21 protein-coding genes, 4 tRNA genes and 1 pseudogene are annotated in these 23,524 nt (G+C 61.4%); 16 read left to right on the forward strand and 10 right to left on the reverse strand.

The genetic code is table 11. The features are described from left to right. Positions 1-190, reverse strand: a pseudogene (locus APH30_RS06430) (chemotaxis protein); the annotation flags it as partial. A gap of 142 nt (positions 191-332) precedes the next feature. After that, on the reverse strand, positions 333-1,211 hold the full coding sequence (locus APH30_RS06435; protein WP_054911996.1) for a LysR family transcriptional regulator: 879 nt from the start codon (positions 1,209-1,211) through the stop codon (positions 333-335). 101 nt (positions 1,212-1,312) lie between these two features. On the opposite strand from APH30_RS06435, the gene APH30_RS06440 reads away from it, so the two are divergent. Then, positions 1,313-1,741, forward strand: a complete 429-nt coding sequence (locus APH30_RS06440) for a PACE efflux transporter (protein ID WP_054912014.1) — start codon at positions 1,313-1,315, stop codon at positions 1,739-1,741. Positions 1,742-1,827: 86 nt separating this feature from the next. Here the strand turns inward: APH30_RS06440 and APH30_RS06445 are convergent, their stop codons facing one another. The 4 genes from APH30_RS06445 to folD all read right to left on the reverse strand — a co-directional run bounded on the left by APH30_RS06445 (position 1,828) and on the right by folD (position 5,854). Continuing rightward, positions 1,828-2,496 carry a GntR family transcriptional regulator gene (locus tag APH30_RS06445; protein ID WP_054911997.1) on the reverse strand — a complete coding sequence of 223 codons (669 nt, stop codon included), beginning with the start codon at positions 2,494-2,496 and terminating at the stop codon, positions 1,828-1,830. Positions 2,497-2,512: 16 nt separating this feature from the next. Then, positions 2,513-3,217, reverse strand: a complete 705-nt coding sequence (locus APH30_RS06450; RefSeq protein WP_054911998.1) for a FadR/GntR family transcriptional regulator — start codon at positions 3,215-3,217, stop codon at positions 2,513-2,515. Between the two features lie 44 nt (positions 3,218-3,261). Beyond that, positions 3,262-4,572, reverse strand: coding sequence for a C4-dicarboxylate transporter DctA (locus APH30_RS06455; RefSeq protein ID WP_009682642.1), 1,311 nt, complete (start codon positions 4,570-4,572; stop codon positions 3,262-3,264). Between the two features lie 427 nt (positions 4,573-4,999). Continuing rightward, positions 5,000-5,854, reverse strand: a complete 855-nt coding sequence (folD, locus tag APH30_RS06460) for a bifunctional methylenetetrahydrofolate dehydrogenase/methenyltetrahydrofolate cyclohydrolase FolD (protein WP_009682641.1) — start codon at positions 5,852-5,854, stop codon at positions 5,000-5,002. Between the two features lie 270 nt (positions 5,855-6,124). Between folD and APH30_RS06465 the strand changes: the two genes are divergently transcribed. From APH30_RS06465 to APH30_RS06515, 11 genes are all read left to right on the forward strand, one after another. Continuing rightward, positions 6,125-6,201 (forward strand) — tRNA-Arg (locus tag APH30_RS06465). A 41-nt stretch (positions 6,202-6,242) separates the two neighbouring features. After that, positions 6,243-6,318 (forward strand) — tRNA-His (locus APH30_RS06470). Between the two features lie 51 nt (positions 6,319-6,369). Continuing rightward, positions 6,370-6,454: transfer RNA gene (locus APH30_RS06475), tRNA-Leu, on the forward strand. A 36-nt stretch (positions 6,455-6,490) separates the two neighbouring features. After that, a tRNA-His gene (locus tag APH30_RS06480) sits at positions 6,491-6,566 on the forward strand. A 196-nt stretch (positions 6,567-6,762) separates the two neighbouring features. Continuing rightward, complete coding sequence (locus tag APH30_RS06485; RefSeq protein WP_009683823.1) at positions 6,763-7,062, forward strand: DUF6388 family protein; 300 nt, start codon at positions 6,763-6,765, stop codon at positions 7,060-7,062. A gap of 247 nt (positions 7,063-7,309) precedes the next feature. Then, positions 7,310-8,623: a trigger factor gene (tig, locus tag APH30_RS06490; RefSeq protein WP_029884960.1), complete on the forward strand. Its 1,314-nt coding sequence runs from the start codon at positions 7,310-7,312 to the stop codon at positions 8,621-8,623. A 92-nt stretch (positions 8,624-8,715) separates the two neighbouring features. Further along, a complete protein-coding gene (gene clpP / locus APH30_RS06495; protein WP_009683825.1) occupies positions 8,716-9,357 on the forward strand; it encodes an ATP-dependent Clp endopeptidase proteolytic subunit ClpP in 642 nt (213 codons plus the stop codon). A 108-nt stretch (positions 9,358-9,465) separates the two neighbouring features. Next, the gene (gene clpX, locus APH30_RS06500) at positions 9,466-10,749 is read left to right on the forward strand and encodes an ATP-dependent Clp protease ATP-binding subunit ClpX (protein WP_054911999.1); all 1,284 of its coding nucleotides are present in this window, start codon (positions 9,466-9,468) and stop codon (positions 10,747-10,749) included. 163 nt (positions 10,750-10,912) lie between these two features. Further along, positions 10,913-13,309: an endopeptidase La gene (gene lon / locus APH30_RS06505; protein WP_054912000.1), complete on the forward strand. Its 2,397-nt coding sequence runs from the start codon at positions 10,913-10,915 to the stop codon at positions 13,307-13,309. A 152-nt stretch (positions 13,310-13,461) separates the two neighbouring features. Next, the gene (gene hupB, locus APH30_RS06510) at positions 13,462-13,734 is read left to right on the forward strand and encodes a nucleoid-associated protein HU-beta (protein ID WP_054883552.1); all 273 of its coding nucleotides are present in this window, start codon (positions 13,462-13,464) and stop codon (positions 13,732-13,734) included. A gap of 180 nt (positions 13,735-13,914) precedes the next feature. After that, a complete protein-coding gene (locus APH30_RS06515) occupies positions 13,915-15,786 on the forward strand; it encodes a SurA N-terminal domain-containing protein (RefSeq protein WP_009683829.1) in 1,872 nt (623 codons plus the stop codon). Between the two features lie 66 nt (positions 15,787-15,852). Here the strand turns inward: APH30_RS06515 and APH30_RS06520 are convergent, their stop codons facing one another. Beyond that, on the reverse strand, positions 15,853-16,893 hold the full coding sequence (locus APH30_RS06520) for a patatin-like phospholipase family protein (RefSeq protein ID WP_054905356.1): 1,041 nt from the start codon (positions 16,891-16,893) through the stop codon (positions 15,853-15,855). Positions 16,894-17,071: 178 nt separating this feature from the next. On the opposite strand from APH30_RS06520, the gene APH30_RS06525 reads away from it, so the two are divergent. The 3 genes from APH30_RS06525 (at position 17,072) to APH30_RS06535 (ending at position 19,019) form a co-directional block, all read left to right on the forward strand. Beyond that, entirely contained in the window at positions 17,072-17,350 is a 279-nt protein-coding gene (locus APH30_RS06525; RefSeq protein ID WP_003259403.1) for a hypothetical protein, read from the forward strand. Positions 17,351-17,364: 14 nt separating this feature from the next. Then, entirely contained in the window at positions 17,365-18,144 is a 780-nt protein-coding gene (locus APH30_RS06530; protein WP_054912001.1) for a CHAD domain-containing protein, read from the forward strand. 77 nt (positions 18,145-18,221) lie between these two features. Next, complete coding sequence (locus tag APH30_RS06535) at positions 18,222-19,019, forward strand: acyl-CoA thioesterase II (RefSeq protein ID WP_054912002.1); 798 nt, start codon at positions 18,222-18,224, stop codon at positions 19,017-19,019. Between the two features lie 23 nt (positions 19,020-19,042). On the opposite strand, the gene APH30_RS06540 is transcribed toward APH30_RS06535, so the two are convergent. The 3 genes from APH30_RS06540 to APH30_RS06550 form a co-directional block, all read right to left on the reverse strand. Beyond that, a complete protein-coding gene (locus APH30_RS06540; protein ID WP_009683834.1) occupies positions 19,043-19,411 on the reverse strand; it encodes an Mpo1-like protein in 369 nt (122 codons plus the stop codon). Between the two features lie 74 nt (positions 19,412-19,485). Continuing rightward, positions 19,486-20,964, reverse strand: a complete 1,479-nt coding sequence (locus APH30_RS06545) for a methyl-accepting chemotaxis protein (RefSeq protein WP_054912003.1) — start codon at positions 20,962-20,964, stop codon at positions 19,486-19,488. Between the two features lie 138 nt (positions 20,965-21,102). After that, the gene (locus APH30_RS06550) at positions 21,103-21,897 is read right to left on the reverse strand and encodes a TatD family hydrolase (protein WP_054912004.1); all 795 of its coding nucleotides are present in this window, start codon (positions 21,895-21,897) and stop codon (positions 21,103-21,105) included. Between the two features lie 153 nt (positions 21,898-22,050). Here APH30_RS06550 and APH30_RS06555 point away from each other — a divergent pair, with 153 nt between their 5' ends. Next, entirely contained in the window at positions 22,051-23,454 is a 1,404-nt protein-coding gene (locus APH30_RS06555) for a transglycosylase SLT domain-containing protein (protein WP_054912005.1), read from the forward strand. Positions 23,455-23,524 lie beyond the last annotated feature (70 nt).

Here is a 23,524-nt window from a genome sequence, read left to right on the forward strand (position 1 = left end):
GGATGCGGCCGCTCATCCAGTTTTGCACGCTGCTGGCGGTCAAGGCTCCGGCCTGCTGCACCGAGGCTTCTATGTTCTGGCGGATAGTGTTGCGTTGCAGGTAGTCGTTATAGAGCGTGAACAGGGCGAATGCCAGGACCACGACGCCGCAGGCACTGAGCAGGATCTTGTGGCGAAATTTCAGGTTCATGTTTCGAGACCTTGAGCCAATGTGGGGAGGACGCAGCGCGCTTATGACGTTCTGCGGGGCCTATCGACCGGGATATCGGCTCGGGGGGTAAAACATTGAAGTACTTACAGTAATTTCTTACAGACCTTTCGACAGACGGCACTCAGCCCTTGGCCAGTTGCTCTATCAGCAACCTCGCCGCTTGCTGCAGTGGCTGTTGTTTGCGCCACAGGATATGCACCGGCAGTTGCAACTCGTTGCGCGTATTACGGAAGGCCAGGCGCACCAGGCGCCCGGTTGCCAGCAGTGGGGCTACCCGAGACAACGGCAGGTCGCCCCAGCCCAGGCCGGCTTCGACCATCTGCAGGGCCAGGTCGAAGCTGTCGGTCGACCAGTGCGTGGCGCCGATCAGCGGGCGTGGATCGGCCAGCGGCAGGTCACGGCTACGCACGAGGATCTGGCGCACCCGGGTCAGGTCTTCGAGGTAGTGGATGCGTGCTTCACGCAGCGCCGGGTGGCTAGGGGCGAGGGTGGCTACCAAGGCTTCCATACCGATGTGTTGAAAGCCCCTGCGCGCATCCACCTGCAGGCCAGCGAAGGCCACGCAAAGATCGGCGCGGCCGCTGTCCAGCAAGTGCAGGGCCTCTTCCTGCGGGGCGCTGAGCAAAGCGATATCGAGCAATGGGTGGCGCACACCGAGGTCGGCGATAGCCGCCAGCAACGGGCGGTGATCGATGTCCGGCACCACCGCCAGCGTCAGGCTGCTTTCAAGCCCCTGTGAGAGCTCCAAGGCATGGACTTGCAACAGCCCGAGTTGCTCGGCAATCAGCCTGGCGGGCGGTTCCAGGGCCAAGGCCCGGGCGGTGGGCCGAACTTCGCGGGGCCCGCGTTCGAACAAGCTGTATCCCAGCTCCGCTTCCAGATTGCCAATGGCCATGCTGACCGCCGACGGTACCCGTTTGAGGGCGCGAGCGGCGGCGGAGAACGAGCCGCGGTCGAGCACGGCAAGAAACAGCTGGATGTTGTCGCTGGAAAAGTTCATGGCAGCCTCCTGTCAGAAAATCTGACAGCTGCTGACTTTTGCTGTCAAGCGAGGTGAAGCATTATCGCGCCCTTCGTTATTGGGATTGGAGGGAAATGCAGGTGCAGGGGTTGAAGCGCAAACTGGTGTACGTGACGTGCTATGAGCTGATAGGGCTGAGCATGTCGACCCTCGGGCTGGCTTATCTGTCAGAGACCCAGGCGTCGCATACCGGGCCATTGGCGGTGATGATCACAACCGTTGCCATGCTCTGGAACCTGATTTTCAACACGTTGTTCGAGCGCTGGGAAAGCCGCCAGGCCAAGCGCGGCCGCAGCGTGGCGCGACGGGTGGCGCATGCGGTCGGCTTTCAGTTGACCCTGGTGGTGTATCTGATCCCGCTGATTGCCTGGTGGCTGGACATGACACTGGTAGAGGCACTGCTGGTGGACATGGCGTTCATTGTGCTGATCCCTTGCTACACCTTCGCCTACAACTGGGTGTTTGACCGGATCTTCGGCTTACCGACCTCGGCCATGGCCAAGGCTTGACTCGGGCGCTACAGGCCACCGCCTGGTACACCCGCTGCTGGACCGGTGCATGGCCGTCATGAGCGGGCTTGGCCCTTGCGCGCGGGCTACGCCAGGTCGAGTTTCTCTTCCAGCCGGTCGAGGTGGGTGTGCATCAGCCCCAATGCCGCCTCGGCATCGCCTTGCTCCACGGCATCGATGATCGCCGCATGTTCTTCCCACGCACAATGTTCGCAGCACGGCGACTCGTAGCGGGCAATGATCAGCGAGGTCATCGGCACCAGGCCGTTGAGAAACCGTGCCAGGGGCGCATTGGCCGCCACTTGCGCCAGTTTGAGGTGGAACTCGCCACCCAGGCGGATCGCCGCGCAACGCTCGCCACTTTCATGGTGCTGGCGCTCACGTTCAACCAACTGGCGCAGTTGGCGTATCTGCGCAGGGCGGGCGCGCTGTGCGGCCAGGGTGATCAGGGTGGTCTCCGCCAGCCGCCGGGCGCTGAGCACCTGCCGCGCCTGCTCGAGGTCGGGGGCTGCCAGGTGCGCGGTGTGGCTCGGGCGCTGCACCACCACTTGCTGGTCACACAGGCGCCCGAGCACGCGGCGGATCACGGTACGGCTGACCCCAAACGCCTGGCCCAACGCCTGCTCGGGCAGCAGGCTGCCGGGGGGCAGGCGCTGTTCGAGAATGGCGTCGAACAGCCGTGGGTAGATTTGCTCGGCCGACAGGCGGGTTTCGCCGGCCGCGAGCAGGGCAGGCAAGTGGGGGGCGGCGTTCATGGTCGCTCTCCTCAGGTCATGGATGCAGGTGTTCATCCGGGATGTTCAGCGGGATGCCCATGCGCGAGCCCTCGGCCAGGATGTGCTGGCGCATCTGGGCACTGGCCAGAGCACTGTTGCGTTCGCGAATGGCGCGTACCACGGCCTCGTTCTCCTTCAGCCTTGCAGCCAGATGCTCCGGTGAGTTGCGCAGCATGTCGGCGCTCTGTTTAAGGGCGTTGCCGGTCTGCTGCACGACACTCTGGAAGATCGGGTTGGTGGTCAGGGCGAAGAGGGCCTCATGGAAAGCGATATAGGCCCTGGCACCAGCTTCGCTGTCATCGGCCTCCAGCGCTTCGCGCATGTCCATCAGGGTGAGGCGCAACTGGCCAACATCCTGGCTGTTGGCCGATTGTGCCACCAGGCCGACGATGAACGGTTCAAGGGTGTAGCGCAGTTCCAGTACGTCAGCCAGGCTGGCGGCGGCGCTGGTATCCAGCCCCGGTTCCAGGGCGGCAGCTTCGGCATCCAGTACCAGTACACCCTTGCCCGGCAGCGCGCGAACCAGGCCCAGGGTTTCCAGCACGGTTACCGCCTCGCGCAGGCTGGGCCGGCTGATGCCCAGCTGTTCAGCCAGCTCGCGCTGGCCTGGCAGCATGTCGCCGCTGCGCCACTGGCCGCGGGCCAGGGCCTGGCGGAGTTTTTCCACCACTGAATTGACGACGGTCGATGAGCTGATCACGGTTCGCTCCTTGAAGGGCCGGCATCAGTGCCGGCCACGTTCGCTCAGAATTCCTGCTGGTGGGCATTGGGCTGTTTGCGTGGCAACGGGGCAAAGCCGGGTTTGCCTGCCAGTACGTTGTTGGCACGCTCCAGGTCGATGTCCTTTTCCCAGCGGGCAATCGCCACGGTGGCTACACAATTGCCGATCAGGTTGGTCAGTGCCCGGCCGATGCCCATGAACCAGTCCACCGCCAGTACCAGCACCAGGCCGACAACCGGAATCGCCGGTACGGCAGTCAACGTGGCCGCTAGGATCACCAGCGCCGAGCCAGGGATGCCGTGCGCGCCTTTCGAAGTTACCAGCGACACCAGCAGAATGGTCAGAAGGTCAGTCATCTCCAGCGGTGTGCCGGTAGCGTTGGCGATGAACACGATGGCCAGCGTCAGGTAGATGGAGAAACCGTCCAGGTTGAACGAGTAGCCGGTGGGAATCACCAGCCCCACCGTGGAACTGCCGATGCCCAGGTGTTCCAGCTTGCGCATGATCTGCGGCAGAACGGCGTCGGAAGAGGCGGTGCCCAGCACGATGGTCAGCTCTTCACGCAGGTACTTGATCAGTGGCAGCAGTTTCAGGCCCGACAGGCGCATCACGGTACCCAGCACGATCAGCACGAAGCCTGCACAGGTCAGGTAGAACAGCGCTACCAGGCCGCCCAGGTGCTGCAGCGATTCCAGGCCGTACTTGCTGGTGGTGAAGGCGATGGCACCGAATACACCGATCGGCGCCAGGCGCACGATCATGCCCATGATGCGGAAGATCACATGGCTCAGTTCGTTGATCAGCCGCGAAATGCCGGCGGCCGAGTCGCCCACCAGGTTCAATGCGCTGCCGAACAGCACCGAAAACAGCAGCACCTGAAGGATGTTGTTGTCGGCGAAGGCGCCGATCACCGAGGTAGGGATCAGGTCCATGAAGAACGCTGCGGCGCCATGGATGTGTTGACCGCGCTCGGCCAGGCTGCTGGCATCGGCACTGGACAGTTGGTCCAGGTGAATATTGGCGCCGCTGCCGATGCCGCTGCTGAAGGCGAATACCAGGCCGATCACCAACGCCAGGGTGGTCAGCACCTCAAAGTAGATCACCGACTTCAAGCCGATGCGCCCGACCTTTTTCAGGTCGCCCGCGCCCGAGATACCACTGACCACCACGCAGAACACGATCAGGCCGATGAGCATCTTGATCAGCTTGATGAAGCCGTCGCCTAGGGGTTTGAGTTGTAGCGAAAGGTCGGGGAAGCTGAGGCCGCAGGCAATGCCGAGGGCAAGGCCAAGCACGACTTGCAGGAATATCGAACGCGAGCACCATTTGAGCATGGGAGAAGTCTCAGATCGGTGTCCTTGCTTCGGTAGCCGCACGGGGCGAAAGAGCGCAGGACTTAATTATTGTGGTCTTACCGGTTTGTTCAGCGCGATGCCATAAAAGCGCGAAAAATCGTTCTTTGCAAGGGTTTTTGGCCTTACCGGTCTGACCAGTTATGGGGCAATTGGGCCTGCCGCGCTCTAGTTCGGTGCGCAGCGTGACGTTCATGGTTTGAGCAGGGCATGCGAGCAAGCACGCCCCCGTGCCGCTGATACCCTTGAACCTGACTCGGGCCGGGCTCGCCCCATACGGCCAATGCAAACTACCTGCCAATCCCGCCTTGCGTTCGCCATTTCTTCTGGTTGCATCAAGCCCGAGCCCTCGAAACCGGGCAAAAAAAACGGCACCTGCCAGAGGTGCCGTTTTCGCTACGTGCCAACTTTATTTGTGCAGCTCTTGCGCCGCGTACAGCGTGTTCTCCAGCAGGCACGCCCGGGTCATTGGCCCAACCCCGCCCGGCACTGGGGTGATCCAGCCGGCGCGGGGCAGGGCGGTCTCGTAGACCACATCGCCGACCAGCTTGCCGTCCGCCTGGCGGTTGATGCCCACGTCAATGACGATGGCGCCTTCCTTGATCCACTCACCTTTGACCAGGCCCGGCTTGCCTGCGGCCACCACCACCAGATCGGCGCGGCCTACATGGCCGGCCAAGTCCTTGGTAAAGCGGTGGCAGACAGTCACGGTGCAGCCGGCCAGCAGCAGCTCCATGGCCATTGGGCGGCCAACGATGTTGGAAGCGCCGACGATGACGGCGTTCATGCCGTACAGATCCTGGCCGGTGCTTTCCAGCAGGGTCATGATGCCTTTTGGTGTGCACGGGCGTAGCAGCGGAATACGCTGGGCCAGACGGCCGATGTTGTACGGGTGGAAGCCGTCCACGTCCTTGTCAGGGCGAATGCGCTCGAGCAGCAGCGACGCCTCCAGGTGCGCCGGTAGCGGCAACTGCAGCAGAATACCGTCGACGGCCGGGTCGTCGTTAAGACGGTCGATCAGCTCGGTCAGGGCTTCTTGCGTGGTCTCGGCGGGCAGGTCGAAAGCCTGCGAAATGAACCCGACCTCTTCGCAGTCCTTGCGCTTGTGCGAGACATAGACTTGGGAGGCGGGGTCGGTGCCGACCAGGATCACCGCCAGGCCCGGCGTACGCAGGCCTTGCTGGCGACGCTCCACGACACGTTGAGCGATCTGCTGGCGCAGGCTGGCGGCGATTGCCTTGCCATCGATTAGGTGTGCAGTCATAGACGCGTGATTAACCATCGAGAAGGAAACAATAAAGAGCGCGCATTCTCGCACGACATGGGCGAAGGGCAAAGGCGGGTGGTCGGGCAAATCCCCTAAGCCCTTAAATAATTTAAATTTTTTTGAAAAAGGTGTTGACGACTTTCGGGGTCGCCTATAAGATTCGCCGCACTTGTCGGGCACAGCCTAGCACTGGTTGGCTAAGTCGGGCAGAATGGGTCGTTTGGCAGTTAGCTGTTAAATACTTGCTCGGTTAGGCTTGTAGCTTAAGCGCCCGTAGCTCAGCTGGATAGAGCATCCGCCTTCTAAGCGGATGGTCGCAGGTTCGAGTCCTGCCGGGTGCGCCATTAGGCAGCTTTGGCAAGCAAGTTGGCTGTAATGCAATATGGTGGGCGTAGCTCAGTTGGTAGAGCGCTGGATTGTGATTCCAGTTGTCGTGGGTTCGATTCCCATCGTCCACCCCATATTTTCGAAGGCGCCTCGATAGCATCTGGCGCCTTTGTTTTAAGCGTTACGCGGACGTGGTGAAATTGGTAGACACACTGGATTTAGGTTCCAGCGGCGCAAGCTGTAAGAGTTCGAGTCTCTTCGTCCGCACCATGTTTTTGTAAGGTTGTACCGTAACACCGCTATATGGTGGGCGTAGCTCAGTTGGTAGAGCGCTGGATTGTGATTCCAGTTGTCGTGGGTTCGATTCCCATCGTCCACCCCATATTTTAAAGAGGCGCCTTGGTCGTGAGATCAGGCGCCTTTTTTGTTTTCATTGCTCCGTCATGCGGGCACTGCACGGTTCAGCACAAAATCTTCGTGATTCCCCCCTTGCAATGCTCTGGTGGCAGCCCAATAAAAGCTGTTAGATTTCAGCCGGTTGAAGCGCCGGCCCCGTTGGCCGGCAGAGGAACAGCCCGATGATTGCAAAAGAAGCCCGTCAGGCCTTGGCGCTGCAGCGCTTTGCCGACGCCAACCCGCAGCTGCTCGAGGAGATTCGCGAGCTGGACGCGCGCGAGCAGGCCCAGCAAATCGAGTGGGCGTTCGAAGATGCGGCCCAGGAGCAGGGGCTGCAGCCCTGGGAGCTGGCGCTGCAACTGATCGCCGAAAGCCCGGAACAGTTGCGGGCCATGCGCCTTGAAACGCACCGCGAGGTCGCCGAGGCGCTGGGCCTGGAGTGGGAAGAATACTGTCAGTTCAACGAAATCGACCCTGAATAAAGGCAGCGAATTCGCCACTGGCAGTTGTTTGACAAGTTATTACGGCTGCACTGCGCCATGGGCAGGGTGCCGCTCTTGATGAAGGAGGCCCGGCGGCACGCCGTGCGGGCCTTGAAAGCTAATCGACCGGCGTGGTTTCCCGTCGTCCCGTGTGGGGTGACTTCTGCCGCGCGACTCACTAGAATGCTTGCCCTTGATTCTGGAGTCGGGCTAACGCCGGCTAACGTCTGTGCAACGAGGAATATCCATGCAAGTTTCTGTTGAAAACACTTCCGCTCTCGAGCGCCGCATGACCATCGCCGTTCCGGCCGAGCGCGTCGAGAACGAAGTCAACAAGCGTCTGCAACAGACTGCCAAGCGCGCCAAGGTTGCCGGCTTCCGCCCAGGCAAGGTGCCAATGAGCGTGATCCGTCAGCGCTTCGAAGCCGATGCACGCCAGGAGGCGTTCGGTGATCTGGTCCAGGCTTCCTTCTATGAGGCCATCGTTGAGCAGAAGCTGAACCCTGCTGGTGCCCCGTCCGTTGAACCCAAGTCGTTCGAAAAAGGCAAGGACCTGGAGTTCGTCGCCATCTTCGAAGTGTTCCCGGAGTTCACCGTTTCCGGCCTGGAGTCGATCAACGTCGAGCGCCTGAGCGCCGAAGTGGCCGACGCCGACCTGGACAACATGCTGGAAGTGCTGCGCAAGCAGAACACTCGCTTCGAGGCTGTCGAGCGCGCCGCGCAGAACGACGATCAGGTCAACATCGATTTCGTTGGCAAGGTCGACGGTGAAGCGTTCGCCGGTGGCTCTGCCAAAGGCACCCAGCTGGTACTGGGTTCCGGCCGCATGATCCCGGGCTTCGAAGACGGTCTGGTGGGCGCCAAGGCTGGCGAAGAGCGCGTTGTCAACGTGACCTTCCCAGAGGACTACCAGAACCTGGACCTGGCCGGCAAAGCCGCCGAGTTCACCATCACCGTCAACAGCGTTTCGGCCCCTGTGCTGCCTGAGCTGAACGAAGAGTTCTTCGCCCAGTTCGGTATCAAGGAATCGACCCTGGAAGGCTTCCGCGCCGAAGTTCGCAAGAACATGGAGCGTGAGCTGCGCCAGGCAATCAAGACCAAGGTGAAGAACCAGGTCATGGACGGTCTGCTGGCCGCCAACCCGATCGAAGCGCCGAAGGCCCTGCTGGAAAACGAAGTCAACCGTCTGCGCGTCCAGGCTGTTCAGCAGTTCGGTGGCAACATCAAGCCTGACCAACTGCCTGCCGAGCTGTTCGAAGAACAAGCCAAGCGCCGTGTAGTGCTGGGCCTGATCGTCGCCGAAGTGGTCAAGCAGTTCGAGCTCAAGCCGGACGATGCCAAGGTTCGCGAGATGATCGAAGAAATGGCTTCGGCTTACCAGGAGCCTGAGCAGGTCATCGCTTGGTACTACAAGAACGACCAGCAAATGAACGAAGTGCGTTCGGTTGTGCTGGAAGAGCAAGTTGTAGATACTGTTCTGCAGAAAGCTACTGTGACCGACAAGTCGGTCTCGTACGAAGATGCCGTAAAACCAGCCCAGGCACCTGCCGAAGCTGAGTAATACGTTTTCTCTCGTAGGAAAACCCCACAAGCCAGCCTTCGAGCTGGCTTGTGCGTTATCAAGCCATGACTATTTGGGAGTGAGCGCAGGACATGTCCCGCAATTCTTATATTCAGCAGAGCTCTGACATCCAGGCCGCAGGCGGCCTGGTCCCGATGGTTATCGAGCAGTCCGCCCGTGGCGAGCGTGCGTACGACATCTATTCGCGCCTGTTGAAGGAGCGAGTGATTTTCCTGGTTGGCCCGGTTGAAGACTACATGGCCAACCTGGTCGTAGCGCAGATGCTGTTCCTCGAAGCGGAAAACCCGGACAAGGATATCCATCTCTACATCAACTCCCCGGGCGGCTCCGTCACCGCCGGCATGTCGATCTACGACACCATGCAGTTCATCAAGCCGGACGTCTCGACCATCTGCATCGGCCAGGCCTGCAGCATGGGCGCCTTCCTGCTGGCCGCAGGTGCCAAGGGCAAGCGTCACTGCCTGCCGAACTCGCGCGTGATGATTCACCAGCCGCTGGGCGGCTTCCAGGGCCAGGCGACCGATATCGAGATCCATGCCCAGGAAATCCTCAATATCAAGGCGCGCCTGAACGAGTTGCTGGCCTACCACACCGGCCAGGATCTGGAGACCATCAAGCGTGACACCGAACGCGACAACTTCATGAGCGCCTCGCGCGCAGCCGAGTATGGCCTGATCGACTCGGTCTACGACAAGCGGCAACTGGCCTCCTGAACCGGGGGGTCAGAGCAGGTGGGTGCCCAAAGCGCCCACCTGCGGACTTGAAAAAGCCCGCAATTGCCTTCATCTTGTGTTGCAAGCCTACCGGATTGGATCGATCGAATGACTGACACCCGTAACGGCGAGGACAGCGGCAAATTGCTCTATTGCTCCTTCTGCGGCAAAAGCCAGCACGAAGTGCGCAAATTGATTGCCGGGCCCTCGGTATTTATCTGCGACGAGTGCGTCGACCTGTGCAATGACATCATCCGTGAGGAGGTGCAGGAAGCCCAGGCCGAGAGCAGCGCGCACAAATTGCCTTCGCCGAAAGAAATCAGCGGCATCCTGGACCAGTACGTCATTGGTCAGGAGCGCGCGAAAAAGGTGCTGGCTGTAGCGGTGTACAACCACTACAAGCGCCTTAACCAGCGTGACAAGAAGGGTGACGAAGTCGAACTGGGCAAGAGCAACATCCTGCTCATCGGGCCTACCGGCTCGGGCAAGACCCTGCTCGCCGAAACCCTGGCACGCCTGTTGAACGTACCGTTCACCATTGCCGACGCCACCACCCTGACCGAGGCCGGTTATGTGGGTGAAGACGTCGAGAACATCATTCAGAAGCTGTTGCAAAAGTGCGACTACGACGTGGAAAAGGCCCAGATGGGCATTGTCTACATCGACGAAATCGACAAGATCTCGCGCAAGTCGGACAACCCGTCCATCACCCGTGACGTCTCGGGCGAGGGCGTGCAGCAGGCGCTGTTGAAGCTGATCGAAGGCACCGTGGCCTCGGTACCGCCGCAAGGGGGGCGCAAGCACCCGCAACAGGAGTTCCTGCAGGTTGACACCCGCAACATCCTGTTCATCTGCGGTGGCGCGTTCTCGGGCCTTGAAAAGGTCATCCAGAACCGTTCCACCAAAGGTGGCATTGGTTTCGGCGCTGAAGTGCGTAGCAAGGAAGAGGGCAAGAAGGTTGGCGAGTCCCTGCGTGAGGTCGAGCCGGACGATCTGGTCAAGTTTGGCCTGATTCCGGAGTTCGTCGGCCGCCTGCCGGTTCTGGCTACCCTGGACGAGCTGGACGAGGCTGCATTGGTGCAGATCCTCACCGAGCCGAAGAACGCCCTCACCAAGCAGTATGCCAAGCTGTTCGAGATGGAAAGCGTCGACCTGGAGTTCCGCAGCGATGCGCTCAAGGCTGTGGCACGCAGGGCTTTGGAGCGCAAAACCGGCGCCCGTGGCCTGCGTTCTATTCTCGAAGGTGTGCTGCTCGACACCATGTACGAGATTCCTTCGCAGAAGGATGTCAGCAAGGTGGTGATCGACGAGAGCGTCATCGACGGCACTTCGCAGCCGCTGATGATCTACGAGAACAGTGAGCCGCAAGCCAAGGCTGCGCCAGACGCCTGATACAGGCAAAGGCCAGTTTGTGGTTGCAAGCATGAAGGGGCCTACGGGCCCCTTCATGCTTTTCCTTTGCTAATGCTTGTAATTTCCCAAGCCTGCCCCCACATTAGGTCCAAGCATCATTTCCACCGGTTTCCGGCCACAAGGCCGCTGTAGAGGCGAAATCATGAAGACCACCCTCGACTTGCCTCTTTTGCCATTGCGCGATGTCGTTGTATACCCGCACATGGTTATCCCGCTGTTTGTGGGGCGTGAAAAGTCCATAGAAGCCCTTGAGGCTGCGATGACGGGCGAAAAGCAGATCCTCCTGCTGGCCCAGAAAAACCCAGCCGATGATGATCCTGGCGAAGACGCGTTGTACCGTGTCGGTACTGTTGCCACCGTGCTGCAACTGTTGAAGCTGCCTGATGGCACCGTCAAGGTGCTGGTCGAAGGCGAACAGCGTGGCGCCGTCGAGCGCTTCACCGAAGTGGAAGGGCACATCCGTGCCGAAGTTTCGCTGATCGACGAAACCGACTCCGCCGAGCGCGAGTCGGAAGTTTTCGTGCGCACGCTACTGTCGCAGTTCGAGCAGTATGTGCAGCTGGGTAAAAAAGTCCCTGCCGAAGTGCTGTCGTCGCTCAACAGCATCGAAGAGCCAGGGCGGCTGGTCGATACCATGGCTGCGCACATGGCCCTGAAGATCGAGCAGAAGCAGGAAATCCTCGAAATTGTCGACCTCACCGCCCGCGTGGAGCACGTGCTGGCGCTGCTGGATGCCGAAATCGACCTGTTGCAGGTGGAAAAGCGCATTCGCGGCCGGGTCAAGAAGCAGATGGAGCGCAGCCAGCGCGAGTACTACCTGAATGAGCAGATGAAGGCCATTCAGAAAGAGCTCGGCGATGGTGACGAAGGCCACAACGAAGTCGAAGAGCTGAAAAAGCGTATCGAAGCTGCCGGCCTGCCCAAGGATGCCTTGACCAAGGCCCAGGCTGAGCTCAACAAGCTCAAGCAGATGTCGCCGATGTCAGCCGAAGCCACCGTGGTGCGCTCGTACCTCGACTGGCTGGTGCAGGTGCCGTGGAAGGCCCAGAGCAAAGTCCGCCTGGACCTGGCCAAGGCCGAGGAGATCCTTGATGCCGACCATTATGGCCTGGAAGAGGTCAAGGAGCGCATCCTCGAGTACCTCGCCGTACAGAAACGGGTGAAGAAAATCCGTGGTCCTGTGCTGTGCCTGGTAGGCCCACCCGGCGTCGGCAAGACTTCGCTCGCCGAATCGATCGCCACCGCCACCAACCGCAAGTTCGTGCGCATGGCACTGGGCGGGGTGCGTGACGAAGCCGAGATCCGTGGTCACCGTCGTACCTACATCGGTTCGATGCCGGGCCGCTTGATCCAGAAGATGACCAAGGTGGGTGTACGCAACCCGCTGTTCCTGCTCGATGAAATCGACAAGATGGGCAGCGACATGCGTGGCGACCCTGCCTCGGCGTTGCTCGAAGTGCTCGACCCGGAGCAGAACCACAACTTCAATGACCACTACCTGGAGGTCGACTACGACCTCTCGGATGTCATGTTCCTGTGCACCTCGAACTCGATGAACATTCCACCGGCGCTGCTGGACCGCATGGAAATCATCCGCCTGCCGGGGTACACCGAGGACGAGAAGATCAACATCGCCATCAAGTACCTGGTGCCCAAGCAGGTCAAGGCCAACGGCTTGAAGAAAGACGAGTTGGAGGTCGATGTCTCGGCGATTCGCGACATCATCCGCTTCTACACCCGTGAGGCCGGTGTGCGTGGCCTGGAGCGGCAGATCGCCAAGGTTTGCCGTAAAGTGGTCAAGGAATATACCGGGCAGAAGCAGGTCAAGGTCAAGGTGGCCAGCGAACAGCTGGAGCACCTGCTGGGCGTGCGCAAGTTCCGCTACGGCCTGGCCGAGCAGCAAGACCAGATCGGCCAGGTTACCGGCCTGGCCTGGACCCAGGTGGGCGGCGAGTTGCTGACCATCGAAGCCGTGGTTATCCCGGGCAAGGGCCAACTGATCAAGACGGGCTCGCTGGGCGATGTCATGGTCGAATCGATCACTGCCGCGCAAACCGTGGTGCGCAGCCGCGCCCACAGCCTGGGTATAGCCGCCGGCTTCCACGAGAAGCACGACGTGCACATCCACATGCCCGAAGGGGCCACACCGAAAGACGGCCCGAGTGCCGGTATCGGCATGTGCACCGCGTTGGTCTCGGCCCTTACGCAGATTCCGGTGCGCGCTGATGTCGCCATGACGGGTGAAATCACCTTGCGCGGCCAGGTGCTGGCAATTGGCGGGTTGAAGGAAAAACTGCTGGCAGCACACCGGGGCGGTATCAAGACGGTCATCATTCCGGAGGAGAACGTTCGCGATCTGAAGGAAATTCCGGAAAATATCAAACAGGATCTGCAGATCAAACCCGTCAAATGGATTGACGAAGTCCTGCAAATTGCGCTGCAATACGCCCCGGAGCCCTTGCCAGATGTGGCTCCCGAGATCGTCGCGAAAGAAGAGAAGCGCGACAGCGATGCCAAGGAAAGAATCAGCACGCATTAGTGGTTTTTGTCTGGGAGGCTTTCCTTGACAGTTTTTTCGAGGCCTTGCTATAAAGCGGCTCGTTATTGTCAACAAGCCTCCCAACGTACGTTTCGTAAGCTTTCCATTACATACTTAGAAACAAACTCAATAGAGAAATAAGGGGACTTAGAGTGAACAAGTCGGAACTGATTGACGCTATCGCCGTATCGGCTGACATTTCCAAAGCTGCTGCAGGTAAGGCTCTGGACGCTGTGATCGACTCCGTAACCGGTGCCCTGAAAGCAGGCGACGACGTCGTTCTGGTTGGCTTCGGAACCTTCTCGGTCAAAGAGCGCGCCGAGCGCACTGGCCGTAACCCACAAACCGGCAAGGCGATCAAGATTGCAGCCGCCAAGGTTCCAGGTTTCAAGGCAGGCAAAGGCCTGAAAGACGCCGTCAACTAAGTCGTCTTCAGCCGGACCCGGCCAGGCCTGGTCCGAGCACGCTGATGGCGGGGCGCAAACGTTCCCGCCTGACACGTTTGCTAAGCAAAGGCGCATCCTCGGATGCGCCTTTCTTTTATCAGGATTCTACCCACGCTCCGCGGTTGTCGACGCAGTGGTACAGCCGTTTCTGGGGGACGCATGCTGCAAAATATCAGGGACAATTCACAAGGTTGGATTGCCAAGTCCATCATCGGCCTAATCGTCGTATTGATGGCGTTGACCGGTTTCGAAGCCATTTTTCAGGCCGCCACACATAGCCAGGACGCCGCCAAGGTAAACGGCCAGACCATCAGCCAGAACGAGCTGAGCCAGGCGGCCGACATGCAGCGCCGCCAGCTGATGCAACAGTTGGGCAAGGACTTCGACCCAGCGCTGCTGGATGAAAAACTGCTGCGTGAAGAGGCCCTCAAGGGCCTGATCAGCCGCAAGCTCTTGCTGCAGGGCGCTGAAGACGCCAAGTTCGCCTTCTCCGATGCCGCGCTGGATCAGGTGATCCTGCAAACGCCGGAGTTCCAGGTAGACGGTAAATTCAGCGCCGACCGCTTCGACCAGGTCATTCGCCAGATGGGTTATGGCCGCATGCAGTTCCGCGACATGCTGGCCGAGGAAATGCTCATCGGCCAGTTGCGCACCGGCCTGGCCGGCAGCAGCTTCGTCACCGACCAGCAAGTCGATGCCTTCGCCCGCCTCGAGAAGCAGACCCGCGACTTCGCCTCCCTGACCTTCAAGGCCGACCCGGCCGCGGTCAAGGTCAGCGACGCCGAGGTCAAGGCGCACTACGACCAGCACGCCAAGGAGTTCATGTCGCCTGACCAGGTGGTGATCGACTACATCGAGCTGAAAAAGTCTGCCTACTTCGACCAGGTCAAGGTGACCGACGAAGAGCTCAAGGCCCAGTACGAGAAAGAAATCGCCAACCTCGCCGAGCAACGCCACGCGGCGCACATCCTGATCGAAGTGAACGACAAGGTCAGCGACGCACAGGCCAAGGCCCGTGCCGAAGAGATCGAGCAGCGCCTGGCCAAGGGTGAGAACTTTGCCACCCTGGCCAAGGAGTTCTCCCAGGACCCGGGTTCGGCCGGCAACGGTGGTGACCTTGGTTTCGCCGGCCCGGGTGTGTATGACCCGGCCTTCGAAGAGGCGCTGTACAAGCTGCAGGATGGCCAGGTATCGGCGCCGGTGCGCACCCAGTTCGGTTACCACCTGATCAAGCTGTTGGGCGTACAGGCGCCAGAGGTGCCGAGCTTCGCCAGCCTGAAGGACAAGCTTACCCGTGACCTGAAGACCCCGCTGGTCGAGCAGCGTTACGTGGATGCCAGCAAGCAGCTGCAGGATGCTGCCTATGAGGCTTCCGACCTGGCCCAGCCGGCCCAGGACCTGAACCTCAAGGTCCACACCTCTGCACCATTCGGTCGCGAAGGCGGCGAAGGCATTACTGCCAACCGTTCGGTGGTGCAGGCTGCGTTTTCCGAAGAAGTACTCGACGAGGGGGCCAACAGTACCGCCATCGAGCTCGACCCGGAAACCACCGTGGTATTGCGCGTCAAGGAGCACCGCAAGCCTGAGCAACTGCCGCTGGAGGCAGTGGCCCAGAATATCCGCCAGCACCTGGCCAAGGAGAAGGCCACGGCCGAACTCAAGGCCAAGGCGGACAAGCTGATCGCCGGCCTGCGCGACGGTTCCATTGCTGCTGGCAGTGTGCATGAGGGCCAGGGCTGGAAAACCCACGAAGCCGTGACCCGCGGTGAGGAAGGCATCGATCCTGAGGAGCTGCAGGCGCTGTTCCGCCTGGCGAAACCGCAAGCCAAGGACAAGCCGGTGTATGGCAGCGTCGTGCTGCGTGACGGTAGCCTGGTGGTGCTGCAGCTCAAGGGCGTCAACGAAGGCACTACCGCCACCGACGAAGAGAAGCAGCAGATTCGCCGCTACCTCGCCTCGCGTGCCGGCCAGCAAGACTTCGCGGCCTACCGCAAGCAGCTGGAAGCCAATGCCGACATCACCCGTTACTGACGTGATCGCTGCATGACGAACGGGCCGCCTAGTGCGGCCCGTTCTGTTTCTGCTGCCTGCTCCGGCCTAGCGCTTCACCCCTTCATGATTATCCAGCGTGTCCCGCGCGATCTCGCGCCCCAGGGCAATCAGCTCGGGCGCCTTGTAGAATTCGAAGAACCGGCATACCCGTTTCGGCACGTTGATCAGCACATCCGGCGGATAGCCGGCGATCTTGTACTGCGCCAATGAGGTCTGCATGACCTCGAAACTCTGGTTGATCAAGTCCAGCAGCGAGGCTGGGCCCACGTTGTCGATGATGAACGAACCGGTAGCCGACTTCGGCGCGCCTTCGCGCTCTGGCGCAGCCGCCGGCTGCTGTGTGCCCGGGCTGGCGGCTTCGCTTTGCCATGGGTTGGGCTGTGCCAGCCCTTCAGCGACGATTTCCTGTTCGATGCGGATCAATTCTTCGGCCGGTTTGCGCCGGAACGGCAGGTGTGCGCCCAATGAACTGAGCAAGGCATCGAAGCGCATCTTGAACGCTGCCGGGCGCTCGATCACGGGCAGCTGGTACTGCTTCTGGTTGGTGGCGTTGAGGTTGACCGCGATGATCAGGTCGCAATGGCTGGACACCACCGGCACGATCGGCAGCGGGTTCAGGATACCGCCATCAACCAGCATGCGGTTGCCCTGCATTACCGGTGTAAACAGGCTGGGGATGGCCGCCGAGGCGCGCATGGCCTGGTGCAGGCAGCCCTCCTGAAACCATATCTCCTGCTGGTTGGTCAGGTCGGCGGCAACCGCCGTGTAGGGGATGCGCAGTTGCTCGATATTGATCTCGCCGACGATCTTGCGGATCTGCCCGAATACCTTGTCACCGCGAATGGCGCCCAGGCGAAAGCTGACATCCACCAGGCGCAGCACATCCAGATAATCAAGGCTCTCGATCCAGTTGCGGTACTCGTCCAGCTTGCCGGCGGCATAGATGCCACCGATGACTGCACCCATGGAGCAGCCAGCGATGCAGGCGATATCGTAACCCCGGCGCTCGATTTCCTCGATCACGCCTATGTGCGCATACCCTCGGGCCCCGCCCGAACCCAGTACCAGTGCCACGCGTTTACTCATCAACTTTCCCCGGCCAGTGCCATCATGCCTCTACAATGCACCCATCGTTGCCTCTGCTTCAATGTAGATTGTGTGCAGCTACTGTAGTAAAACCGCTTTGGCAAGGCCGGCCGGGCAGGGCACTTTTGAACTGCCGGGGCGTCGAAATGCCACCGTTTTTTTCCTTGAGGTATCACCGATGAAAGCCTGGATCTGCCTTCCCCTGATTGCTCTGGCCCTTGCCGGCTGCGCAGGCAAGACGGCCTACCGAGAAAGTTGTGCGACCCAGCTGGATGCCGCCTGGAAGGAGCTTGACCTGGCCAAGGCCGAAGGCTTTGCCGGTGCCGTGAGTTATTCCAAGGCTTTGTCGTTGCTCACCGGTGCTAAAACCCAGCAGCAGTTCGAAGGTTATGAAAGCTGCACGCGCAAAGCCGAGAAGGCGCGCTTCTACATTCGTGAGTCCCGCGCCGGGCGTTGATCGAGGAACGTCCCATGTCTGCCATGCTCGACGCTGTCGTTGCCCAGATACTGGCCTTGCAGGTGCGCCTGCTGGCATGTCGCGAACGCCTGGCTGCCGATACCGACAGCGAGGCCCTGCATGACCTGCGTATTGCCGTACGGCGGCTGCGCAGTCTGCTGCGGCCCCTGAGGGGGCTGCCAGGGGTGGAGCAGCTGGAGGCCGCTGCAAGCGCGCTGGGGGCCCTGACCACGCCCTTGCGTGACCAGGAAGTACTGGCAGCGCAACTGATCGCTAGCGGTTACACCGAAGCTGGGCAACGCCGCATGCAAGGCCGCGGCAGTGCGTACGCCAGCGTTGCCCGCAGCCAGCAGCTGGCCCGGGTGCTGGCGATTGCAGATGCCTTTCCACTGTTCCTGCGCGCAGCGGGCCGCGAAGGCTTGGCCAAGGCATTGGGCAAACGCGTCGACAAGCGCTTGGTCAAGCAGTGGCACAAACTGCACCACGCCTTGCAGGACCCCAACCACGACCGTCACCGGCTACGTTTGTTGATCAAGCGTGCGCGCTATGGCGACGAGGCCTACCCGCAATTCCAGCATGCCAGCCAGAAACTGCAGCGTCTGCTGAAAAAAGCCCAGGCCGACCTGGGCGACTGGCACGATCGCTTGCAGTGGTTGCTACAGGCGCGGGAGCACGCCGACCTGGCACCTTGCCAAGCCGTTTGGCAGCAGCAGTTGCAGGAGGCCGAGCAAAGCGCCGATGTGACCCTGGCCGCGCTGGGCAAGGCCATTGCACGTCGCCAGCCCGGGAAATGACCGAAATGAGGGCTGTTCGTCCCGCGTTAGCTGGCTAGGATGGGCACACCCTTTTCGCCGCACGCAGGAGCCGGTCCATGAATTTCAATCAACTGCTCGACGCCGTGCGGGCCAACCCCGACGCAGTCAGCATTCCGCCGACCTGGGCGCAAGGCCGAGCGGCATTTGGCGGCCTCATGGCGGCCCTTGTGTACGAGGCGATGCGCCTCAAGCTGTGTGACAGCCGCCCAGCGCGCTCCCTGGCCATCACCTTCGTGGCCCCTGCAGCGGCAGACGTACCTATCCGCTTCGAGGTGGAGGTGCTGCGCGAGGGCAAGGCGGTCAGCACCTTGCTTGGCCGCGCGGTACAGGCGGGCCAGGTGGTGACGCTGGTGCAAGGCAGCTTCGGGGCAGGGCGGCCTTCGGTCGTGCAGGTACCGGCGTTACCGGCTACGGAAATGAAGGCGCTCGAAGAGGCGGCACCGGAGCTGCCCTATATCAAGGGGGTCACGCCGGAATTCATGCGCCATGTGGCCTTGCGCTGGGCCGTGGGCGGGCTGCCGTTCAGTGGTAATCACTCGAGGAAGATGGGCGGTTGGGTGCGCTTGCGCGATGTCGCCGACGAACGCGTCAATGAGGCGCACCTGCTTGCCTTGGTCGATGCGTGGCCGCCGAGCCTGATGCCGTTCCTGAAGCAACCCGCAGCTGGCAGCACGCTGACCTGGACGATCGAGTTCATTCAGCCTGTGGTCACGGTGTCTACCCAGGACTGGTGCCGCTATTGCGTTGAAACCGAATACGCCCGGGATGGCTATGGCCATGCGGCAGCAGCACTGTGGACCGCTCAAGGTCAATTGCTGGCGCTGAGCCGGCAGACTGTCACCGTGTTCGCCTGACAGGCCGGCACAGGGCCATCGGCTCAGCGCCGGTGCTTGTGGCGCTCCCGCCATGCCTTCAGCCAGGCGCCACTGAAAACAAAACGCGGGAACGTGATGAACTGCTCCGTCAACAGGCGCTGCACGGCATCCTGGCGGTTAGCGAACGGCTCAGGTTGCTGGGCTTCCAGGCGGTGCCCCTGGCGCTGCAGGCCCAAGCCGGCAATCAAGGCAATGATACCCACCGCGATCTGGCTCAGGTCGAGCCCGAACAGGCCCGACAGTACCAGCAGCGCGCCCAGGATGAACAACGGGACGGCAATCAGGTGCAGCACCAGGTTTGTCGGGTGACGGTGGTTATGGTGGTAGCCGCGCCATTGCCAGGCGGGCAGGTTGGGCAGACGTTTACTCATGGGCATTTCCTCATCCAATGCCCAAAGCTTAGTGCTGCCCGCGCAGGGGGGCCAATCGAGGCTGGCTATGGTGGCTATAGCTTGAGCTGGCCGATGGCCTTGTTGAGCGCCCCAGCCAGGATCGCCAGCTCGCTACTGGTGGTGGCCGAGCCCACCGTCTGTTGCACGGTCTGCTCGGTGACATCACGAATGCTCACCACCGCGCGGTTCATTTCCTCGGCCACCTGGCTTTGTTGCTCGGCTGCCACGGCAATCTGCGTGTTGCTCTCGCGCATCTGCGCCACAGCACCGGTGATCTCGGCCAGGGCTTCACCGGCTTCCTGAGCCTGGCGCACGCAATCATCGGCCTTGTACGAGCTTTCCTGCATGAACTCCACCGCATCGCGGGTACCCGACTGCAGTGCCGAGACCATTGTGGTGATTTCGTCAGTGGAGGTTTGCACGCGCTTGGCCAGGTTGCGCACCTCATCGGCGACCACCGCGAACCCGCGGCCCAGGTCGCCGGCGCGTGCGGCTTCGATGGCGGCGTTGAGCGCAAGCAGGTTGGTTTGTTCGGCGATGCTGTGAATCACATTGACGACCCCGTTGATTTTCTGGCTGTCATCGGCCAACTGGCGAATCATCTCGGCGGTTTGCTGAACACCGCTGGACAGCCCGGAAATCGAATCCTGGACCCGGCTTACCACCTCTTTGCCGCTGCCGGCGAGGGTGTCGGCGGTTTGGGACAGGTCACGGGTAGCGCCGGCATGCTGGGCGATGTGGTGCACGGTTGCCGACATTTGGTTGATGGCGGTGGCCGCCTGGTCGGTCTCGCTTTGCTGGCCAAGCATGCCGTGGCGCACATCGTTCATGCTGGCGGCCAGGCGCGCAGCGCCCGAGTCCAGCTGCGCGGCAGTGTGGGCGACGGTGCTGACGACGCGGTGGTAAGTGGCCTGCATGGCATTGAAGGCACCGGCCATCTGGCCGACCTCGTCACCACAGGCCAGTGGCACACGGGCTGCCAGGTCGCCGGTTTTTTCCACGTGCAGCATCACATCCTTGAGGGTATTGAGCTGGCTGAGCAGAAAACGGATGAGCAGTTGCGAGGCAGCGAGCATGGCCAGCATCAGAATCAGGACACACACCGCGTAATTGCTGAAGCGTTCGAAGAACACCTGGCGCAGGCTGGGCGACGGGGCCACTACCGCCATGTACTGATTGCCGCTGTGCACGACCTGTGCGCCGCGCAGCGGGTTGTCGCCCAGCACCCAGGCACTTGGCAGGTCCACCCAGCCCTGGCCGTCGCGCAGGGGCTCGAGCGGTTCACCGGCAAAGGTGGGCGTTTGCCCGGCTGACCAGCTGATCACATTGGCCTGGCGCGGTATTGGCTGCTGGCTAGGCCAGGCAGCCAGCAGCTCGGCTTGCTGCACCGCCTGTACCTGGGCCACCTCGGCGCGGGCGCGTTGCTCCAGGTGCACGGCATACAACACCAGCAGCAAGGTCGTGACAAAGGCCACCGCGTTGACGGCCCAGAATTTGTACTTCAAGGAAACATTGCTAAGCCAGGCACCCATGGGCAGGTCTTCTCTGAGTTGAGCGGAAACAATATTGGCAAGGTGCCATCATTGTGCCAGCTCGTGCCAGAGCCGTTGTTGATGTGTATCAAGAAAAAACTGCGGGGGTGTTTTCCTGCCTCAACCGGCCCCGTCAGCTCAGATCTGGAAGAACGCCCGTGCCGTGGCCGTGGTGTGCGCTGCCGTATGTTCGACCGATTCACCCCGGTGCAAGGCCACTTCATGCAGTACTTGCGGCAAGAAGGCCGGCTCATTGCGGCCGTTCTTGGGTTTGGGGCGCAGGGTGCGGGGCAGCAGATAGGGGGCATCGCTTTCCAGCATCAGCCGGCCTTCGGCAATGTTGCCCACCAGCGCGTGCAGGTGCGTCCCCCGGCGCTCGTCGCAGATCCAGCCGGTGATACCGATGTGCAGGTCCATGTCGAGGTAGGCGAACAGCGCCTCACGCTCCCCAGTGAAACAATGCACGACCGCCGCGCTCAGGTGGTCGCGGTAATCCTTGAGAATGGCCAGCAAGCGCTCGCTGGCATCGCGCTCATGCAGGAACACCGGCAGGCGTAGCTCAACGGCCAGCGCCAACTGGGCTTCCAGGGCTTTTTCTTGCAGGGGGCGAGGGGAGAAATCACGGTTGAAGTCCAGGCCGCATTCGCCCACAGCACGTACCCGTGCCTCGCTTAGCAGTTGGCGCAGTCGGCCTTCGCTACCGGCCTCCCATGCCTTGGCATCGTGGGGGTGCACGCCGGCAGTGGCAAACAGATGCGCGCCACTGGCGTCCAGTTGCTGGCACAGCTCCAGTGCCTGTTCGCTGACTGCCAGGCTGGTGCCCGTCAGCACCATCTGGGTCACCCCGGCTTCGATGGCACGCTCGACGACGGCCGCCTGCTGGTCGTGGAAGCTGCTGTTGGTCAGGTTGACGCCGATATCGATCAGTTGCATGGTGGTATCTCGTGCCGCGGAGCGGCCAGCATAGCAAAAACCGGGTTTTTCTGAACAAAACCAAGAACTTCATGCTGTGGCCGGGGTCTTTTGCCGTCATTTATCACTTGGCGTGCGACCCTGGATGCCGCCCCCGAATGGATCTTTTTGCGCATGCGATTCTGGCTCACTTTCCTGTTGACGCTCGGGCTGGTCTTGTCCGGGGCGGCCCTTGCGCAAACCCAAGGGCCGCAACATAACCCTGCGCCTGCCAAGGTTCGCGACTTGCAGCAGATCCGCAGCAGCAAGGTGCTGCGGGTGCTGGTCAACCAAAGCCGCAATAGCTCGGGCGAGGTCAAGGGCGAACCGGTGGGCATCGAGTATTACCGCCTGCGGGCCCTGGAACACTTCCTCAACGCGCGCCGCGACGACGATCAACAGATCGAGCTGCAGCTCATACCGCGGGCCAAGGAGCAATTGCTCGGCGCCCTGGCGCGTGGCGAGGGCGACCTTGCTGCACCGGGCGAGCTGCTGGACCCAGGCACTGTGCGCGGTGTCAGCAGCAGCGCACCGCTACTCGATCAGGTGCCGCTGACACTGGTCGGGCGCAAAGGCGAGCGCAGCTTCAGCAAGCTCGAGCAGCTGTCGGGGCGAACCGTGGCATTGACCAGTGCCAGCGCGGCGGGCCCATTCATCCAGCAGGCCAACCAGCAATTGGCCCTGCGCAAGCGGCCGCCGATCAAGGTGGAGTGGGTCGACTCGACATTGGCCGTGGAAGATGTGCTGGAGATGGTCCAGGCCGGCATCTACCACCTGACCGTGGTGGAGCAGCCTATTGCCCGGCGTTGGGCGCGGGTGATGCCGCGCCTGCGCCTGCACAGCGGTGTGCGGCTGGGGCCGCCGCAGGCCATGCGCTGGTATGTCGGGCGTGATGCGCCGCAGCTGCTCGCTGCAGTCGATCGCTTCCTCAAGGGTTACCGGGCGCCAGACAACCAGGATGCCGCGTTCGAGCGGATTTACCGCCGCCAGTATCGGGTGCACAACCCGTTGGCCAGCAAGGACCGCCGGCGTCTGGCAGCGCTGCGGGCCGTGTTGCAGAAGCATGGGCAGGCGCAACAGATCGACTGGCTGAACCTGGCGGCGCTGGCGTTCAAGGAGTCGACACTGAACCCGGCCGCACGCGGCAGCGGTGGCGCCCATGGGCTGATGCAGATCACCCCGGCAGCAGCCCAGCGTGTGGGGGTGAGCAACACGGCCACGGTAGACGGCAACGTGCTGGCCAGCGCGCGCTACCTGGCGCTGATCCGCCGCACGTTTTTCGCCAGCCCCAAAATCAACGAGCGCGAGCGCATGGCGTTCGTGCTTGCTGCCTATAACCTTGGCCCCGAACGCGTTCAAGCCATGCGCGCCGAAGCTCGCCGACGCGGGCTCAATGGCAACCAATGGTTCTTCCAGACCGAGCGTATCGCCATGGAGCAGGTGGGCATGGGGCCGGTGAACTTCGTCAACAGTGTCAACAAGTACTACCTGGCATTCAACCGCGAACGTGCAGCGCTTGAACGTGTAGCCAAGCGATGAAGTATCGATTTATTAGATAGCTATGCTGGGTTTTTTGCGATTCTAATATCTTATAAACTGATTAAGATGG

Source organism: Pseudomonas sp. NBRC 111127 (assembly GCF_001320345.1).
GTDB classification, from domain to species: Bacteria; Pseudomonadota; Gammaproteobacteria; order Pseudomonadales; family Pseudomonadaceae; genus Aquipseudomonas; species Aquipseudomonas juntendi.

Excerpts from the sequence above, each read along its gene's own strand:
- APH30_RS06520 (WP_054905356.1), bottom strand. The coding sequence starts at position 16,893 with ATGAGTAAACGCGTGGCACTGGTACTGGGTTCGGGCGGGGCCCGAGGG.
- lon (WP_054912000.1), top strand. The coding sequence starts at position 10,913 with ATGAAGACCACCCTCGACTTGCCTCTTTTGCCATTGCGCGATGTCGTT.
- folD (WP_009682641.1), bottom strand. The coding sequence starts at position 5,854 with ATGACTGCACACCTAATCGATGGCAAGGCAATCGCCGCCAGCCTGCGC.
- APH30_RS06445 (WP_054911997.1), bottom strand. The coding sequence starts at position 2,496 with ATGAACGCCGCCCCCCACTTGCCTGCCCTGCTCGCGGCCGGCGAAACC.
- APH30_RS06525 (WP_003259403.1), top strand. The coding sequence starts at position 17,072 with ATGAAAGCCTGGATCTGCCTTCCCCTGATTGCTCTGGCCCTTGCCGGC.
- APH30_RS06540 (WP_009683834.1), bottom strand. The coding sequence starts at position 19,411 with ATGAGTAAACGTCTGCCCAACCTGCCCGCCTGGCAATGGCGCGGCTAC.
- clpP (WP_009683825.1), top strand. The coding sequence starts at position 8,716 with ATGTCCCGCAATTCTTATATTCAGCAGAGCTCTGACATCCAGGCCGCA.
- clpX (WP_054911999.1), top strand. The coding sequence starts at position 9,466 with ATGACTGACACCCGTAACGGCGAGGACAGCGGCAAATTGCTCTATTGC.
- APH30_RS06535 (WP_054912002.1), top strand. The coding sequence starts at position 18,222 with ATGAATTTCAATCAACTGCTCGACGCCGTGCGGGCCAACCCCGACGCA.
- APH30_RS06555 (WP_054912005.1), top strand. The coding sequence starts at position 22,051 with ATGCGATTCTGGCTCACTTTCCTGTTGACGCTCGGGCTGGTCTTGTCC.
- APH30_RS06545 (WP_054912003.1), bottom strand. The coding sequence starts at position 20,964 with ATGGGTGCCTGGCTTAGCAATGTTTCCTTGAAGTACAAATTCTGGGCC.
- APH30_RS06455 (WP_009682642.1), bottom strand. The coding sequence starts at position 4,572 with ATGCTCAAATGGTGCTCGCGTTCGATATTCCTGCAAGTCGTGCTTGGC.
- APH30_RS06435 (WP_054911996.1), bottom strand. The coding sequence starts at position 1,211 with ATGAACTTTTCCAGCGACAACATCCAGCTGTTTCTTGCCGTGCTCGAC.
- tig (WP_029884960.1), top strand. The coding sequence starts at position 7,310 with ATGCAAGTTTCTGTTGAAAACACTTCCGCTCTCGAGCGCCGCATGACC.
- APH30_RS06530 (WP_054912001.1), top strand. The coding sequence starts at position 17,365 with ATGTCTGCCATGCTCGACGCTGTCGTTGCCCAGATACTGGCCTTGCAG.
- APH30_RS06485 (WP_009683823.1), top strand. The coding sequence starts at position 6,763 with ATGATTGCAAAAGAAGCCCGTCAGGCCTTGGCGCTGCAGCGCTTTGCC.
- APH30_RS06515 (WP_009683829.1), top strand. The coding sequence starts at position 13,915 with ATGCTGCAAAATATCAGGGACAATTCACAAGGTTGGATTGCCAAGTCC.
- APH30_RS06550 (WP_054912004.1), bottom strand. The coding sequence starts at position 21,897 with ATGCAACTGATCGATATCGGCGTCAACCTGACCAACAGCAGCTTCCAC.